The sequence below is a fragment of the Natrinema gelatinilyticum genome, from assembly GCF_024266705.1.
Classification (GTDB): Archaea; Halobacteriota; Halobacteria; order Halobacteriales; family Natrialbaceae; genus Natrinema; species Natrinema gelatinilyticum.
The window spans coordinates 277,558-291,761 of sequence record NZ_CP100757.1; the positions used below are offsets into that span (position 1 = coordinate 277,558).

Annotated in this window: 14 protein-coding genes and 4 pseudogenes; 11 read left to right on the forward strand and 7 right to left on the reverse strand. The window is 57.0% G+C overall.

The features are described 5' to 3' along the window. Positions 1-33: 33 nt before the first annotated feature. Positions 34-1,149 carry a winged helix DNA-binding domain-containing protein gene (locus NJU76_RS19375; RefSeq protein WP_254533455.1) on the reverse strand — a complete coding sequence of 372 codons (1,116 nt, stop codon included), beginning with the start codon at positions 1,147-1,149 and terminating at the stop codon, positions 34-36. A 230-nt stretch (positions 1,150-1,379) separates the two neighbouring features. Here NJU76_RS19375 and NJU76_RS19380 point away from each other — a divergent pair, with 230 nt between their 5' ends. The 3 genes from NJU76_RS19380 (at position 1,380) to NJU76_RS19390 (ending at position 2,391) form a co-directional block, all read left to right on the forward strand. After that, positions 1,380-1,532: a hypothetical protein gene (locus NJU76_RS19380; protein WP_254533456.1), complete on the forward strand. Its 153-nt coding sequence runs from the start codon at positions 1,380-1,382 to the stop codon at positions 1,530-1,532. Positions 1,533-1,750: 218 nt separating this feature from the next. Next, positions 1,751-2,005 carry an antitoxin VapB family protein gene (locus NJU76_RS19385; protein WP_254533457.1) on the forward strand — a complete coding sequence of 85 codons (255 nt, stop codon included), beginning with the start codon at positions 1,751-1,753 and terminating at the stop codon, positions 2,003-2,005. Further along, positions 2,002-2,391: a PIN domain-containing protein gene (locus NJU76_RS19390; RefSeq protein WP_254533458.1), complete on the forward strand. Its 390-nt coding sequence runs from the start codon at positions 2,002-2,004 to the stop codon at positions 2,389-2,391. Before NJU76_RS19385 ends, NJU76_RS19390 begins: the two co-directional genes overlap by 4 nt. A gap of 4 nt (positions 2,392-2,395) precedes the next feature. On the opposite strand, the gene NJU76_RS19395 is transcribed toward NJU76_RS19390, so the two are convergent. Further along, positions 2,396-3,673, reverse strand: coding sequence for an RNA-guided endonuclease InsQ/TnpB family protein (locus NJU76_RS19395; RefSeq protein ID WP_254533459.1), 1,278 nt, complete (start codon positions 3,671-3,673; stop codon positions 2,396-2,398). A gap of 626 nt (positions 3,674-4,299) precedes the next feature. Here NJU76_RS19395 and NJU76_RS19400 point away from each other — a divergent pair. From NJU76_RS19400 to NJU76_RS19410, 3 genes and pseudogenes are all read left to right on the forward strand, one after another. Beyond that, a pseudogene (locus tag NJU76_RS19400) lies at positions 4,300-4,637 on the forward strand (toxin-antitoxin system TumE family protein). Between the two features lie 24 nt (positions 4,638-4,661). Then, positions 4,662-5,111, forward strand: a complete 450-nt coding sequence (locus NJU76_RS19405; RefSeq protein WP_254533460.1) for an HVO_A0114 family putative DNA-binding protein — start codon at positions 4,662-4,664, stop codon at positions 5,109-5,111. Positions 5,112-5,291: 180 nt separating this feature from the next. Next, a pseudogene (locus tag NJU76_RS19410) lies at positions 5,292-5,741 on the forward strand (tetratricopeptide repeat protein); the annotation flags it as partial. 347 nt (positions 5,742-6,088) lie between these two features. On the opposite strand, the pseudogene NJU76_RS19415 reads toward NJU76_RS19410, so the two are convergent. Then, positions 6,089-6,343: pseudogene (locus NJU76_RS19415) on the reverse strand (helix-turn-helix transcriptional regulator). A gap of 652 nt (positions 6,344-6,995) precedes the next feature. On the opposite strand from NJU76_RS19415, the gene NJU76_RS19420 reads away from it, so the two are divergent. Then, on the forward strand, positions 6,996-8,033 hold the full coding sequence (locus NJU76_RS19420) for an aldo/keto reductase (protein WP_254533462.1): 1,038 nt from the start codon (positions 6,996-6,998) through the stop codon (positions 8,031-8,033). On the opposite strand, the gene NJU76_RS27130 is transcribed toward NJU76_RS19420, so the two are convergent. Beyond that, positions 7,967-8,440, reverse strand: a complete 474-nt coding sequence (locus NJU76_RS27130) for a hypothetical protein (RefSeq protein WP_425604328.1) — start codon at positions 8,438-8,440, stop codon at positions 7,967-7,969. The genes NJU76_RS19420 and NJU76_RS27130 overlap by 67 nt on opposite strands. Here NJU76_RS27130 and NJU76_RS19425 point away from each other — a divergent pair. The 4 genes from NJU76_RS19425 to NJU76_RS19440 all read left to right on the forward strand — a co-directional run bounded on the left by NJU76_RS19425 (position 8,330) and on the right by NJU76_RS19440 (position 11,756). Beyond that, on the forward strand, positions 8,330-8,572 hold the full coding sequence (locus NJU76_RS19425) for a hypothetical protein (RefSeq protein WP_254533463.1): 243 nt from the start codon (positions 8,330-8,332) through the stop codon (positions 8,570-8,572). The genes NJU76_RS27130 and NJU76_RS19425 overlap by 111 nt on opposite strands. A 500-nt stretch (positions 8,573-9,072) precedes the next feature. Next, positions 9,073-10,515: a Na+/H+ antiporter NhaC gene (gene nhaC, locus NJU76_RS19430; protein ID WP_254533464.1), complete on the forward strand. Its 1,443-nt coding sequence runs from the start codon at positions 9,073-9,075 to the stop codon at positions 10,513-10,515. 570 nt (positions 10,516-11,085) lie between these two features. Next, positions 11,086-11,232 (forward strand): amidohydrolase family protein, encoded by a 147-nt coding sequence (locus NJU76_RS19435; RefSeq protein WP_254533465.1) that lies wholly within the window; start codon positions 11,086-11,088, stop codon positions 11,230-11,232. A 167-nt stretch (positions 11,233-11,399) separates the two neighbouring features. Then, on the forward strand, positions 11,400-11,756 hold the full coding sequence (locus NJU76_RS19440) for a TIGR04076 family protein (protein WP_254533466.1): 357 nt from the start codon (positions 11,400-11,402) through the stop codon (positions 11,754-11,756). A gap of 460 nt (positions 11,757-12,216) precedes the next feature. Here NJU76_RS19440 and NJU76_RS19445 read toward each other — a convergent pair. The 3 genes and pseudogenes from NJU76_RS19445 to NJU76_RS19455 form a co-directional block, all read right to left on the reverse strand. Beyond that, a pseudogene (locus NJU76_RS19445) lies at positions 12,217-13,040 on the reverse strand (IS5 family transposase). Positions 13,041-13,169: 129 nt separating this feature from the next. Further along, entirely contained in the window at positions 13,170-13,625 is a 456-nt protein-coding gene (locus tag NJU76_RS19450) for a toxin-antitoxin system TumE family protein (RefSeq protein ID WP_254533467.1), read from the reverse strand. Next, positions 13,626-14,153 carry a winged helix-turn-helix domain-containing protein gene (locus NJU76_RS19455; protein ID WP_254533468.1) on the reverse strand — a complete coding sequence of 176 codons (528 nt, stop codon included), beginning with the start codon at positions 14,151-14,153 and terminating at the stop codon, positions 13,626-13,628. Positions 14,154-14,204 lie beyond the last annotated feature (51 nt).

Below are 14,204 nucleotides of genomic sequence, written 5' to 3' on the forward strand. Positions count from 1 at the left end.
GATGCGGGACTGCGTGGAGTGCGACCGTGCCTCTCACGTCAGTTCGGTGATCCGGTACTCGATATCCCTGCCAAGGAAGCGTCCGATGTCCTTGACCTCGGCTTCGATCCCGGTTTCAACGGCTTCCGCGAGTGGCCCGAACGGTTCAACCACGACCTCTGCCACCGTTCCCGTCCGGTCCAGGGTCCAAGTGCCAGCGGCCATCCCGTCGACGGTCACGGTGGCGCGTATCACGCCACCCCCCGGATAGACGTGGTCGCTATACTCGCCCGGGACGACGAGTTCGCGGTCCTCGTGACCGAGAAAGTAACTGTCGTACATCGGAAGGAGCCGAACGATCGGGGTGTCGTCCGGTTCGACTGGCGGCGGTGCCGTGAGCGTCCATGCCCGCTCGCCTGCGATGTCTACCTCGATCAGTTCGTCCTCGATCGCCTCCCATCCAGATCGGACGTCGCGCTTGTACAGCCCCGACCAGGCGTAGAAGTCGTCCAGAGTCGCAGGCTCGTAGGCGGCGACATACCACCGTGCGAGTTCGGCGAGCGCGTCCATCTGCTCCGGGGCGGGATCGAGCGACCGCCATTCGTCAAGGAGCGCGTACCGCTCCTGATCGTCAGCGGATCCGGCCTCGACGGCAATCCCCTCGAGGCAGGCCCGCCGAACGATATGAACCGGCGCCTGTCCGTCGAGATCGAACGCAAACCCCTTGGCGAGGAGTCGCTCAGCGATCTCCGTCCGAGTAAGTGGCCCGTGATCGGCGAGTGCGCTCCGAACCACCGCCATGGCACGCTGACAGTCGGCTTCGTCCAGGCCCAGTTGGGTGAGGCGTCGCTGGCCTCGCTCGACGTACAACGGACCGAACAGGGGGAGAAGCCACGACGCATCCCTAGTCGCGAGGTAGTGAAGGGTTCCGCGCATGCACCACGTCCGAACGATCGAACACTTCTCGATTCGGGCCGCTTCCACGTCGGCGATTGTCACCCCGCGACTTCGTGCACGAATAGCGAGTGGTGCCTGTCTCGCGTCCTGTGCCTGCACCCCGCCACAGTCGTGGACGACCGTGGGGACGGTCGCCGGGTTACTATCGTTTGCGAGGCCCTGCGCTCGCAGACGGGACAGTCGGGCCTGCTCGACCGACAAGCACGTCACCATCGTTCGTTGAACAGGCATCGAACGGTGATAGTCGTTTGTGGCTCCGACCGGTGACTCGACCCTCCTCCCGATGGGTTGGAGGAATCGGGAAGCGGCCACTGTCGATTGCTCAGCGTCGCCGCTTGTTGTTTTCGTCGTATGGTCGGTGGTCCATATCGACTGCGCCAAGCGCACTCCGGAAGGATGTCGACCAGACGCAGGGAACGCTACTCTCTCGCGATGAGCTATATATGGTGAGGATCAGGAACCCGGAGCCGGTGCCGCCGGAGGAGACCAAGTTGCTGGTCGTCTGGTTCAACCTCAGCGAACTGCTCGAGACGGACCCGGTGATCGATCAGGGTCACGTCGACGGCAGGAGCAGACTCTCCGGCATGGATGTCTGACCGAGACCGACCTCGAGGACGCCGACTGCCGCCCTGATCACATCGCCGCCGCGGACCATCGACCGCTTCCCGCCGACTCTCCTCCTGAACGCTCACCGCTGCGCTATCGTTCACTGTCCACTCTCATCGCGAGCAGCGGCGCCGGTGGTGACGGTCGCGACGGCGCCGATCATGCTGCGGGAAAGATACAGGAACGTCGACGAACAACGTCAACGTACATGGGAGCTGCAACCGAGCAGATTCGGGTCAGCGACTCGGTGAAGCGAGAAATCGAACGACGAAGGCGCGAGGGAGAGAGTTACAACGACGTTCTGGAGCGGGTATTCAGGACCGACCGAGACCGGGACCGAGATCTCCTAGCCGGGGCAGGCTTCTGGTCAACTGACGAGGCTGAGGAGTTCCGTGAGAACCGGCGTGCGGCCAAGGAGGAATCGAAGGAACGGATGCGACGCGGATCGAACGCCGACCGATGAAGGTTCTGGACGCGACGTTTTTAGTGGATTACCTCGAGGGCGTCGATGCCGCAACCGCGTATCTCCAGGAGCACTCAACCGAACGGTTCGTGATCCCAGCGCCGGCGTTCGCGGAGGTCCTGATCGGCGAGGGAAACGGCCCGAGCGAGAGTGACATCGGGGGTGCCCGCTGGGCGCTCGAATGGGGAGAGGTGTACGGCGTCGACGAGCGGACGGCTGTCACCGCAGCGGAGATCGCAGACGAGATTGGTCCGCAGGGTCCATACCTCGCGGGGATGGACGGTGTGATTGCGGCAGTCGGTCGCGAGCTCGACGCGACGGTGGTCTCTGCCGAAGGCGACCTCACGCACCCGGAAACGCAAGCGGTCGTCGACATCGAGGAATAGTGAACTACCCCGCCCTACTCGTCGCCTTCGGCGACTCCTTGAGGGCGGCGCTTCCTGCTTCGACGACGCGACGTGCAGATACTTCAGAAGTATCCACAGCGGTCGCAGTCTCCACAGGCGTTGCTTCGGAGTGAACCACTCCTAGGTTCTCCAGACCACGCGACTGGATGTTCAACGCCGCGTTCCAATCCCTGTCCAATTCGAACCCACACGACGGACACGAGTGTTCGCGGACCCACAACGGCTTCTCAGTCTCCACGCCACACGATGCACACTCTTTCGTCGTGCCACTCGGTTCGACTTCGATGACGTGACACTCGTTCTTCCGACCGTGATGTTTCAGAATCGTAATGAAGTTTCGCCAGCCGACTTCGGCCTTGTTCCGCGCGTTGCCACTGGCTTCAAGCAGTGACGTCACGTTCAGGTCTTCGACGAACACGGCATCGTGCTCGGTCGTGTAATAGTGCGCGAGTTTGTGTTTATAATCTCGCTTCTTGTTCGACATGCGAGCATGGACCGTCGCGACTCGCCGCCGTTGCGTCTCCCAGTTGTTCGACTCGTACTGTTTGCGAGAAAGCGAGCGTTGCTCGCGCTCGAGGCGTTTTCGCTCGTCGGATAAGTCAAGACGTCCGACGGAGCGTCCGTCCGAATCGTGGACAAAGTTAAGGACGCCAAGGTCGATTCCTACGGTATCCTCCGCGTCGATGTCCGCTGGGTCTGGTTGCTCTGGTTCCTCAGTGGCGATACAGAACGAGGCGTACCACGCTCCTGTGGGTTCTTTCTTCACCGTGACTTCTTTGATAGCATCGTGGTCAGGAAGGTCGCGGTGAAGTCGAAGTGGGATTTCAAGGGTTTCGCCGCGTACTTTTGTGAGTCGGAGTATCGCTCGGTCTCTCGGGCCACTCTTCGTGTCGAGTTCGAAGCCCGATTGCCGGTACGTAAAACTCCGGTACTCACGCGGTGACTTCCAGTTCAACGAGCCAACATCGTAGCCCTTGGCTTTGAGTGTGCCAAGGTTGGTGATGTTGGTGCGGATACGCTCGACAGCTTTCTGCAAGACGGTGGAGTAGACCTGTTTGAGGTCAGTCCACTGTTGTTTGAGTTGTGGCAGTTCGTCGCGGACGTGCCAGACACGCTGTCGAAGCGTCCCCTCGTCTTCTGGGATTTGATCGAATTCGTGGAGGGCGTGGTTGTAGAGTTGTCGCACAGTGTCACGAGTCCAGTCGAGACTCTCCCGTTGGGTGGTGGTGGGAAAGAGTCGGTATCGTGGACTGTACTTCATGCGACTTATTCTCTGCTAGTGGTTGTGTTTAGTTAACTGTTCTGGCTAGAGTAATTCGACACTCGTGCGGACGCTGTATCCCCGCCCTACTCGCTCGCGGCTAACGCCGTTCGCTCCTTGAGGACGGGGGCTTAGCGCCCTCTCTTTCAGCTAACAGTAACGTACCTCTGGGGCAAGCACCGGGGCTTTGTCGTGTTGGCGGCAGGCCCAGAAACTGGCCGTGGGGTCGCAGGTGAATGTACTTCCCCTCGGACTTCCCGTGCGGGTCATCTAGAATTGACACCCGAACGCTCGGCGCGTCCGTGAGGGTCGGTCGCTCCACCATGACCCGACAGCACCCGTCTCACCACGCCAGTAGCATGGGTTTTGAGAGGCACTACATTTCCAACTGAACGACCGCTTCATATTGAGGTCTTCACTCTCCTTCGTAGTCAGTGGTTCCTGCTACGAATTATGGGACTGAAAAGGGCGTATCGGCTTCACCCTCGGGGTCATGCCTCGAGACACTCGCCTTGTTCATCTGTAGATAAGAGCGCAATTTGTGCTTCTCTCTACCCAAGAGCGAACTACTATTGTCATCTGGACCAATAGCCTTATTCCATTGGTACACGTACCAATGGTCGAGGATGGCCTCACTGACTGACGACGACCTCGATGGCGTGAGCGAGGGGAGGAAGTATCCCGACGGGACTGTTGTCCGCGTGTTTTGCATGCGGACAACCGTGACGCGTACCCGTCTGGGTGGGCTTACAAGCTCCATTACGGTGCGACGGAGCCGGACCCACCCCGCACGCTTGACGATGGGACGATTCGTCGGTACGACAATTCGCACGAGGACACCAAAGGGCACGAACTGCACGTTGCACCGGATCCCGTTCCAGATATAATCACGTTCCCCGGGATGGTCGAACTCTGGGAACGATTCTGGAGCGAAATCCCGAAATCCGAACTCGATGTCAAGTGAAGCCATCACACCACGGTGATACCAATGAACGATACCACGCCGCCGCTACACCCGATGGAGCGCGAACAGCTTCGGGCCGAATCAACCCTCGTCGTGACTGTAAAGTCGTCCAGTAAGTTCCACGATGATGTCACCGATGGCATCAAGGCGCTTGAACGGGACGACGCGGTGGATTCCCCTCCGACGCTTTCGTTCACTAGCTATGACGACCTCATGGAGACGCTGACACCGCGCGTCCTCGATCTCATCGAAGCCATCCGCCGGGAAGAGCCATCCAGCATTAACGAGACCGCACGGGTTGTTGACCGGGACGTGAAGAACGTCCATGAAGAACTCAGTCGACTTGCCCAGTTGGGCATCATCTTCTTCGAGGAAGATGGTCAGAGTAAGCGCCCAGTCGTCTGGTTTGACAAACTCGTCATCAACCTCCCGTTCGACCCAGAGACTGGCGACACGGCAGCCGCCGCACCGTGAACTGCTTCGGGGCCAATCCCCGGGGCATTCGCCCTTGCCGCCTGTAAACTCGGTCAAATGCCACGTTTCCAAGCTTCTTAGCGAAGGCGATGCCGCAGGCTACGTACTTCCTCGGCGTTCCGGAGCGCACGTCCTGTTCACACCTGTTGTTTTTCTACCCGCATACATAGTTCTCGAGTAATGGTTGAGTGTCGCTACTGTGAGCAAACCTTAGAGAAGGAGTCTGCACTCCGTGAGCATCTCTACGAGGACCACGCACGTGACGAACTCAGTCGGATTGACCGGAAGCGTGTCGAGCAATACGTCGACGAACACGGATTAGGTGAGAGTGGCAACGAAGAGGACCACGAAGCAAGTCAACCTGCTCACCGTGAGCAACGAGCCGACACATCAAACGGAACCTATCCTGCTGATGCGTGGGAACTCAGCGATGTCGAAGCCCTCTCGACGGACGAAATTGTTGAAAAACTCGCTGATCACGGCATCGAAACGAGCGAGACGATGTTTCGGAATCGGATTGAAAATTTCAATTCGGCGATGACACTCTCTGAGCAGTGGGAAGCTGAATACGAGGTTGATGCCACGAGTTACGATCAGGACTTCATCTGGATGGCGGCAGAAGTGCTCTATTGAAAATGCGGTACGGCGGCGGGGTCAGTAGATTTTGAGCCAAAGAATTATACATTTTGGCCGAGAAGTGACGCGACTTTCTCACCTAATCTGGCGGTGCTCGAGGTGATCATCTCGAACCAAATATATTCCAACCACAATCAAAGGTATTTTACTGAATAGCAACCATCATAATTGCGGTATCCTCACGCAGTCTCCCATTTTCAATAGAGCAGGAGTTCCTGCATTTGGGTGCGATATGGTTCTAAGAAGTCGACGCTGAACTCCGTATTACTCACCCATCTGTGGAATAAGGATACTGCCCGCCACTCGGATGAGGAGAGGATGTCACTAACGTACTGGTCTTCTCACTCACGATGGGCCTCGAGTCCGCGTCGGTCATGCGCTGTGAGGTATAGTAGGTAGTTCGTCCGATGATCGAGTTGGCCTTTCTTGACGAGTTCCTTGTCGACGATCTTGTCGAGATTCGAATAGAGTCGCCCGTGATGGATCTCGCTCTCGTAGTACTACTCAAGTTCGTCTTTGATCACGAGGCCATGTGGCTCGTCCTGACCGGCGATCACGTACAGCAGGTCGCGCTGAAATACAGTGAGATCGTACATATATGAATGGGATTATATCGACTGATGAAGATTCTGAGACCAAGTGATCCATCGAGCGGACTCACTCGTGTGGCTCTGACTTCGCTGAGGTACTATCTGCTCCGTCGAGAGGGGAAAGTCCCATTTGGTCGGCGACATCGGGAAATAGATATTCGAAGAACGGGTCATGTTCTCTCCCAACAACGAGCGCAGACCGTCAGCAACGGGCTGGAAAGCCGTTGCTGACTCAGGTCTCTGTCCTCTTGGCTGTCGAAACCAGCATCAGCGAGCGCTGCCGAACTCACGAACAACAGTCTTATGAGAAGTGGCTGTGTTATCACTCGTGTCGGATCTAGTGTTAGATATACCTTTGATCCAACCTCTAGTCTAGTGAAATTGACTATTTTAGACGTTAGCGACCACACCGTGATAGATCGGGGCTAATTTCGAAACCATGCAACGGGCTATTTCAAGAAATCGTCCTGAAAATGAAGATAGAGCTCGGTATGCTCAGAGATGTTGGCCAATCAAACAACGAATACCTGAACCGCCGAGCGGCAGTTTCTTCCCTAGTACTGGTCTGTCATCTTGAGCACCGAATAGAACGCCGTTGTTCGGATTTTCCGGGAGTGGCCACAGCAGAGATAAGTATCGGTGTGCGAATTGGGGACACATGAAGTACGAACTGACCGACGACTACACCGTGTCGCCGATCATCAAAGGGGGGTGGCAACTCTCTGAGAGTCATAGCGACAACAAGAGTGCGACGCCGGTCGCTGACATGTTCGAGTTCGTCGACGCCGGTATAACCACGTTCGACTGTGCCGATATCTACACCGGCGTCGAGGACCTGATTGGTGCGTTCCGCGACGAGTATCGGAGCCAACGTGGGGAAGAACCGCCTGTTCAGGTCCACACGAAGTTCGTCCCGGATCGGGACCAGCTTGAGAGCGTAGACCGGCCATACGCCGAACAGATAATCGATCGATCGCGCGAGCGGCTTAGTGTCGAGGCGTTGGATCTGGTCCAGTTTCACTGGTGGGACTACTCGATCGATAACTACGTCGAGACGGCCGGAATCCTCGCCGACCTGCACGAGGAAGGAAAGATCCGCCACATCGGCGTGACGAACTTCGATGCCGCGCACCTGCGAGAACTCCTCGACGCAGGCGTTCCCGTCGTCAGCAACCAGGTTCAGTACTCCCTGCTTGATGACCGCCCCGAGCGGGAGATGGTCAACCTCTGCGGGGAGGAAGGGATCCAATTGTTATGCTACGGGACGCTCGCCGGTGGGTTCCTCACGGAGAAGTTCCACGGCGAACCCGATCCCGGTGAAGCCGAGACGCTGGAGAACCGGTCGCTGACGAAGTACAAACTCATCATCGAGGATGCCGGCGGCTGGGAGCCGTACCAAGACCTTCTTGGCGTCGTCGAGTCAATCGCCGACAAACACGGCGTTTCGATCGCGAACGTGGCCACCCGCTACGTACTTGAACGACCGCAGGTCTGTGGGGCCATCGTTGGGGCCCGCGACACCTCGCACCTGGACGATAATCTTCGAACACTCGAATTCTCCCTGGACAAAGGGGACCACCGCCGCATCGAGGATGCCCGGTCGAACCTCGAGGAGCTACCTGGCGGGATTTACGGTCTCGAACGGGGGACCGGAAAACATGCGCGAATCATGAAGTACAACCTCAACGAGGAGTGACCGACGACCGGACCGGTCATCTGCTGCGAAGGCATCGTCACTGGTCGCCGCGGGGCAACGGCTGTGGTCTCAGCTCGCAACCGGACGTGCTCAATCGTCGCCAGCCCGCATCGGTTATCGCGAACACGTCCTCGATTCGTATCTCGCCCCATCAGGCCCGTACACGGAGGGTTCCACGGCGAGTACGTGTCCTTGTTCGAGGACGTCGTTACTGTCCAGGGTACACAGCGGCCGCTCGTGAACGTCGAGATCGAGGGCGGTTCGCCGACGACGAAGGTTCGGCATCCGTCGGCGTGGTGGCTGCTATCTCGGTGCTGGGCTACGATGTCGACGATGAGCGGAATGCACGCACCGAGGGGTCCGTCCGTGCTGCTGTGGGGGTTCGCGGTGTCCGGTCCGCTGGCCACTACTGTGTTGGCGAGCGCACAGTTCTCGGCCCAGACGGCGTCACGAGCGCGGTGTTCGGCGTCTTCAACCTCGCGACGATCGCCCGGACGTACGTGCAGTTGTCGGACGACACCCCATCGCCGACGGCATAACGGGTCCGCCTCCGGGAGACACGGGACTGCGCCTGCGCGTCGGTCGTGAACGCTTCCGACGGCACGTTCGCCGCTGAGACCCGGTTTCTAACCCTTTCCTGCACTCGTCGAACCCTGAGACCGAACCGTTCGGACGCGGCCGCACCGGCATCGACGACTATGTCGATTCCCCCGGAGTATCGCGGGACGAACCATCCTAGCCGTGGTTTGTGCGTGGACCGCAGACCGACTGCCCCGTCGCCGCCTTGATCCGGCTATCGCACCATCACCTGTTACGATCCGATATGCTACCGACGTCTCGACCGCTTCACCAGTCGCGGGTTCGGGTGCGAACAGACGGCGTTCGTCGACGAGGGAAACCGCTGCAGCGTGTACGAGGTGACGCTCGAACGGGTCGTGATTTCGCTTCGACCGAAAACCCGACGATACGCCTCGAATACATGTATGATTAATCATAATTTCCGAAGGTTTTTTATACACATATTGATCATTCAGGCGATATGGTCAGTAGTAGCTGGATTCAACCCCCCGAAGAGCAGATAACACTCGAGTCGACCCCAGTTGGATTAATTGGAGGATCTTTGATACTTTTAGTATCACTACTGATCCTGGTTATCGGGTCATTCGTGTATCAGATAAGTACGACTATACTTCTGATGACCGTGTCGATTTTCACTACATCCGCATACGTATTCTATTACGATTTTTCGTGGGAGAATATGCTCCGGTACGGCACGACCCCGCTAATAGGTAGGATTACGAACGTACTTTTGATTTTGATGTTGATCGGCGCACTCATCGGTATTTGGATGATTTCGGGCACCATTCCGTATTTGATGTACGTCGGGATCCAGGTGCTTTCACCCGAGTTCTTTTTAGTTTCTACCGCTCTGATCGTGAGCGTCGGCGCGCTCGTTACGGGTACGTCCTTCGGTTCTGGGGCGACGTTCGGAGTCGCTCTTATTGGGGTCGCACAAGGGCTGGGCGTCCCACTCCCTCAAACCGCGGGAGCGGTCGTCATGGGCGCATTCTTCGGAGATAAGTTGAGTCCGCTTTCGGACACGACCGTTCTGGCCGCGGGAGTCTCAGAAACCGATCTCTTCGACCACATCAGATCGATGCTTTACACGACCATCCCCGGCTACGTGATCGGGCTGGTCGTCTTCCTCGCGATCGGAATGCAATACGGCGGTTCTGCGGAACCGGAAAATATCGCTGCGATGACTCAGGGGTTACAGGAGGCGTTCTCCCTGTCACCCATTTTACTCGTACCCCCCGTCGTGTTACTCGTCTTATCCTATCGCCAGTATTCGACCGTGCCCGTACTCTGGATAGCGATCCTCACAGCGATTCCGCTGGCGGTTTATCAAGGCTACGGCATAACAGAAATTGCCGGTGCAATGGCAGCAGGGCCGGAGGTGTCCACGGGAGTCGACACGTTGAATGAGTTGTTGACTCGCGGCGGCATCGAATCGATGACCAATATCATCACCGTCCTCCTGTTTGCGTTCCTCTTTGCGGGACAGTTAGAGTACACCCAGACCATCGGCGTGATCGCGAAGTCCATTCGAGAACGGTTCGTCCGTGACGATAGCGGGCGACTGATATTCGTTACGTCGCTGACCAGTATCTTGGGAACGCTGACGACAGGCGCCGTACAGCTCTCTCTCATCATCCCCCCGATAATGTACTCGAAGATATACGACAGATTGGAAATAGACAGGACCGTCTTGTCGAGAACGATAGAGGATTCCGGTACCGTTACGGCCCCGATAATTCCGTGGAACCTGGCGGGGCTCTACTTCGCGGGGATACTCGGCGTTCCGACCCTCGCCTACGCTCCTTGGACGTTTATTTGCTACCTAGGACCGTTGTTCGCCTGGTTGTATGGATTCACGGACACGTTCGTCTTCGAAACGGACGCACATCCCGATACGCAGTAGGGCAATCGCGTATTGGAGCGGTGGTCCGCCGAGGGAGCGATACTGAGTACGTCCATGAATTTTTCTCGGAGTTCTCGAGTAGCGCCCAGCGTAGGTGTCCGAATCGCCGCTTCGACGTTTCCCCGTTAGTGTTTATCCGTGTGACAGTTTCCCCTGCAATCACGTTGGTCACATTTCGACGGGCGGACCTTGTACGCACCCGCGCATCGAATTGGATGACTCCATTCGCATACCGACCATCCGTCGGAGACACAAATAGGGTGGGTAACGCTCACGAACGATACCGATTCTGTAATCGTTCACGGCGTATTCGAACATGTTTCTTGATACCGACTTCAAGAAACCTATCGCACTCTCGCACACCCAGTTGATACGCGGCAAATTGCGGGCCAACACCGCCGTTTCTCCAGTACTCGAAAACGAACCAAAATAAGGTTCCGTATCGATGGCTCGCCGCAGTCCGCCGGATTTGCCTCGTTCGGAAAACGAATGGGCGCAGCAGGATTTGAACCCACGAAAGACGGTCTTGCTCGGGCCTGCGGCCTTGCGCGGTCACGGGCGAGTGTCCGCATGGACGAATCGATCGGTGCCATTGAGGTCGGCCGATACGCTGACCTCGTCGCTCTCGACGAGAAGCCCCTTGATGATATTAGTGCCACCCGCAATGCGATCGCCGCCGTGTACAAGGATGGGGAACGCGTCGAAACGGTTGCGTAGGGCGTCTACGGCATACCCCAATTCTGTGTGAAATATTCCGTAGCTTAGATATACAGGTGTCTTTTCGAGTCGGGCATCCCTTACTGATAGCGAGAATCTCGTAGCCACCCATGACACTATCCCATGGATTGAAATACAACGCTCACACATCAGGATAGGGACCAATCATGACTCCGTCATCCGATGATCGTACGTTCACGCTGTACGATCTGCGCGTTGAGTGCGTCGAGATCAACGGTGACCCGGTAGCTAGCTACGAGGTAGGTGATTACTTCGAGGTTCACGGCGAGGAGCTCGTCTTTCCCGAGGGGCAGACGTTCTCGATGTATGCACTGTCGTCATTGTTACCACTATTGCCGGCTAAACAACGCGAATCCACCGAGAATGACTGGATGACGACGGACACGCGAGTCGCGGGGCCCGATCCCAACGTCGGAGGCATCTTCGAGATCACTCGCATTGGAGAGCGGGAGTTTAGCCACGATGACGTCTCCGGCGAGGATATTGAGCAGGAATCGCAGTAATTCGCCCGAATAGTGATCATCGTTAGCTGCCTATGCTGTTGGCGTGACATAGGTAACTACCCAGCGGGTATTTCGCATGGGTCGTTAGTCTATTCGACGAGAACACACTCAACGAATGAGATGAGTGACTTTAGACTTCGGTCGTTCGAAACGTGCAACTCAAGGACGGACCAGGGTGGTTTGGAGGGCTGTCGGTGGGCTGGGACTCGATCGGTCCCACGGTCTCGTGGGTGCTGTTGCTCAGAAGTCATACGCTATCTCGGGGCAGTTCGACCGCCCCGCACCCATCTCGGGGCGAGAAAATACTCCGATTAGAATACATGCCGTGAGTGGATTCTGACCGAGTTAGCCGAAAGCTTCGGAAATGCCGGTGTTAGTGCTAGTATGGACAGAAATCATGTGTGTCCAACAGTGCGAATTCAGCAATAAATTGCCGTGTTGAATAGCTACTGAATCATAGTTAGAGTGGCTCACAGAGCGGTTCTATATTGGCGATGGCGAACATGAGGACGATCTCACGAAACTGTCGATACCAGCCCAGCGCTCGCACGGCGTCGCCGAGCGAGCGCTTCGTCGTTGAGTAGGAAGTTTCGGCCATCCAGCGCTGTGAGTAACCTTTTGCCCGGATGAGCGCGTTATGTCCTACCGTGAGTGGTCTCGATCCACGTTGTAAGATGAGCGGTTCGACACCGAGCGCATAGAATTCGTACTTGGTGTGCCAGTTGTGGAAGGCTTTGTCAGCCGAGACGGACAGCAGGTCGTCCGCGTTCCGGCGGACGACCTGCGGCCCAGTCTTCGTATCGTGTTTCCACCGTGCTGAGATATGCACGTCGAGAACAGCGAGTGAGTCTACATCGGTTAATGTCGTCACTTTCAGCGTCTGCACGTCACTTCCAGACCGCTGGCGGTAGTACGAGGAGGCTGAGCGGCGGTCGAAGAACGTACTGTCGAGAGCTGCGTGACCAGACTGCGGGTGTTGCTGCGCGTTTCAGCGCAGCAACGCCCGCCACACCCACATTTTGAGACGGTCGAACGATTTGTAGATCGTGGTGAACTCAGGAAGATCGTCTCGGTCTAAGCCGAGCACATCACGAATCTCGGTCATGTACTTCAGCCGATTCGGCGTTTCACGGTAGCTGTGGCCGTCTTCGAGCCGGAAACAGTGCAGAACGACGTGCACCCAGCGGGCGAACCCGCCGCTGGCGGCTCGCCCGCGTGCTTCCCCAACGCTTGTTTGGCTAGGTGCCGACACTGCTCAACGAAGTCGAGGAGATCGACTTCCATAGGTCAGAATCGATTTCCTCGGCTTCGCCCTTCTAATCCGTGATATCAGCCGATTGGATCGCTATTCAACACGGCAGAAAAACCCCGCTGTCATCCTCGCAAATACTGTGTGCGAGAGGCCAGTGAGAGTCACATACCTTCACGAGACCAGAGAGACTCGAGACGCTGCTCGATCGCAGTAAGTACCGTCGAGTACACTTCAAGCGAGTGGAGCGACGGGAGTTCAAGATCAGTGATGTCGTTGGCAGTCGGTGGCTGGTGGAAGTGTAACCGGGCATTGTGCGTGTTTGGGTGCCGGTCCCAACGGCATTCCCACTGGCTGCTATCGTCGTGATCTTCGACATAGTGGAATGTGAAATCCCCAGTCGTGAACCACCGAATGTCAAGCCGGGCTGTTGAGACTGATTCTGGATATCGCTCCATATCAAGGAACGCCTTGAGGAGTCGCGGCTCGTAGGAATCTGGATCGAATGCTGTCTCGGCGACGAGTGAATCCGATGTGAGATGTCGCTCGAGCAATCGCAACGTCTGGCGATCCGGTGGCACTGTCGAGTCAGGGGCCGAATCCGATGGTGGCCGACTCATTCAGGCAGGAATTAGATGCCCATCATTCTGGGAGAGCTGTCGAGCAAGCTCATACAGCCGAATCTCTCGAATAATGCCTTGCCACTCACTAACCGCAGTCATCTGTTCATGGACCATCTCGTGGTCGTCATTCTCGACAATCGAGACCGCTGTCGGGTCAGTGGTTCCGAACTGCTCCTCATACTCTGTGAGCTGTTTTTCGAGTGCTGCCACGCGGTCGATTATCTCGTCGATGGAGAGCTCATCTGCAATTTGGCTGGACTCCTGCCACTCGAGATACCCATCGTTTCGTTCGTACTGCGCGGGGCGGCTATCACGGTCTGCTCGAACGATACCCATCTCGGTCAGACGCTCGAGATGCTTTTTAGCGGCGTTCGGAGAGCAATCGGCAAGCTCCGCAATCTCGGTGTACGCGGTGGGCGATGTCACTCCAAGGGCAACATCGTAGACACGACCAAACGTGTCCGTACCCTCTTGCCACCGCCGCTGAGCAGCGTCAGATTCTGGGGCCGGATCGAACTCAGTCATATCCAACTGTACGTAGTCATGCTCAATATATGTTCGTATTTCTCAGATATG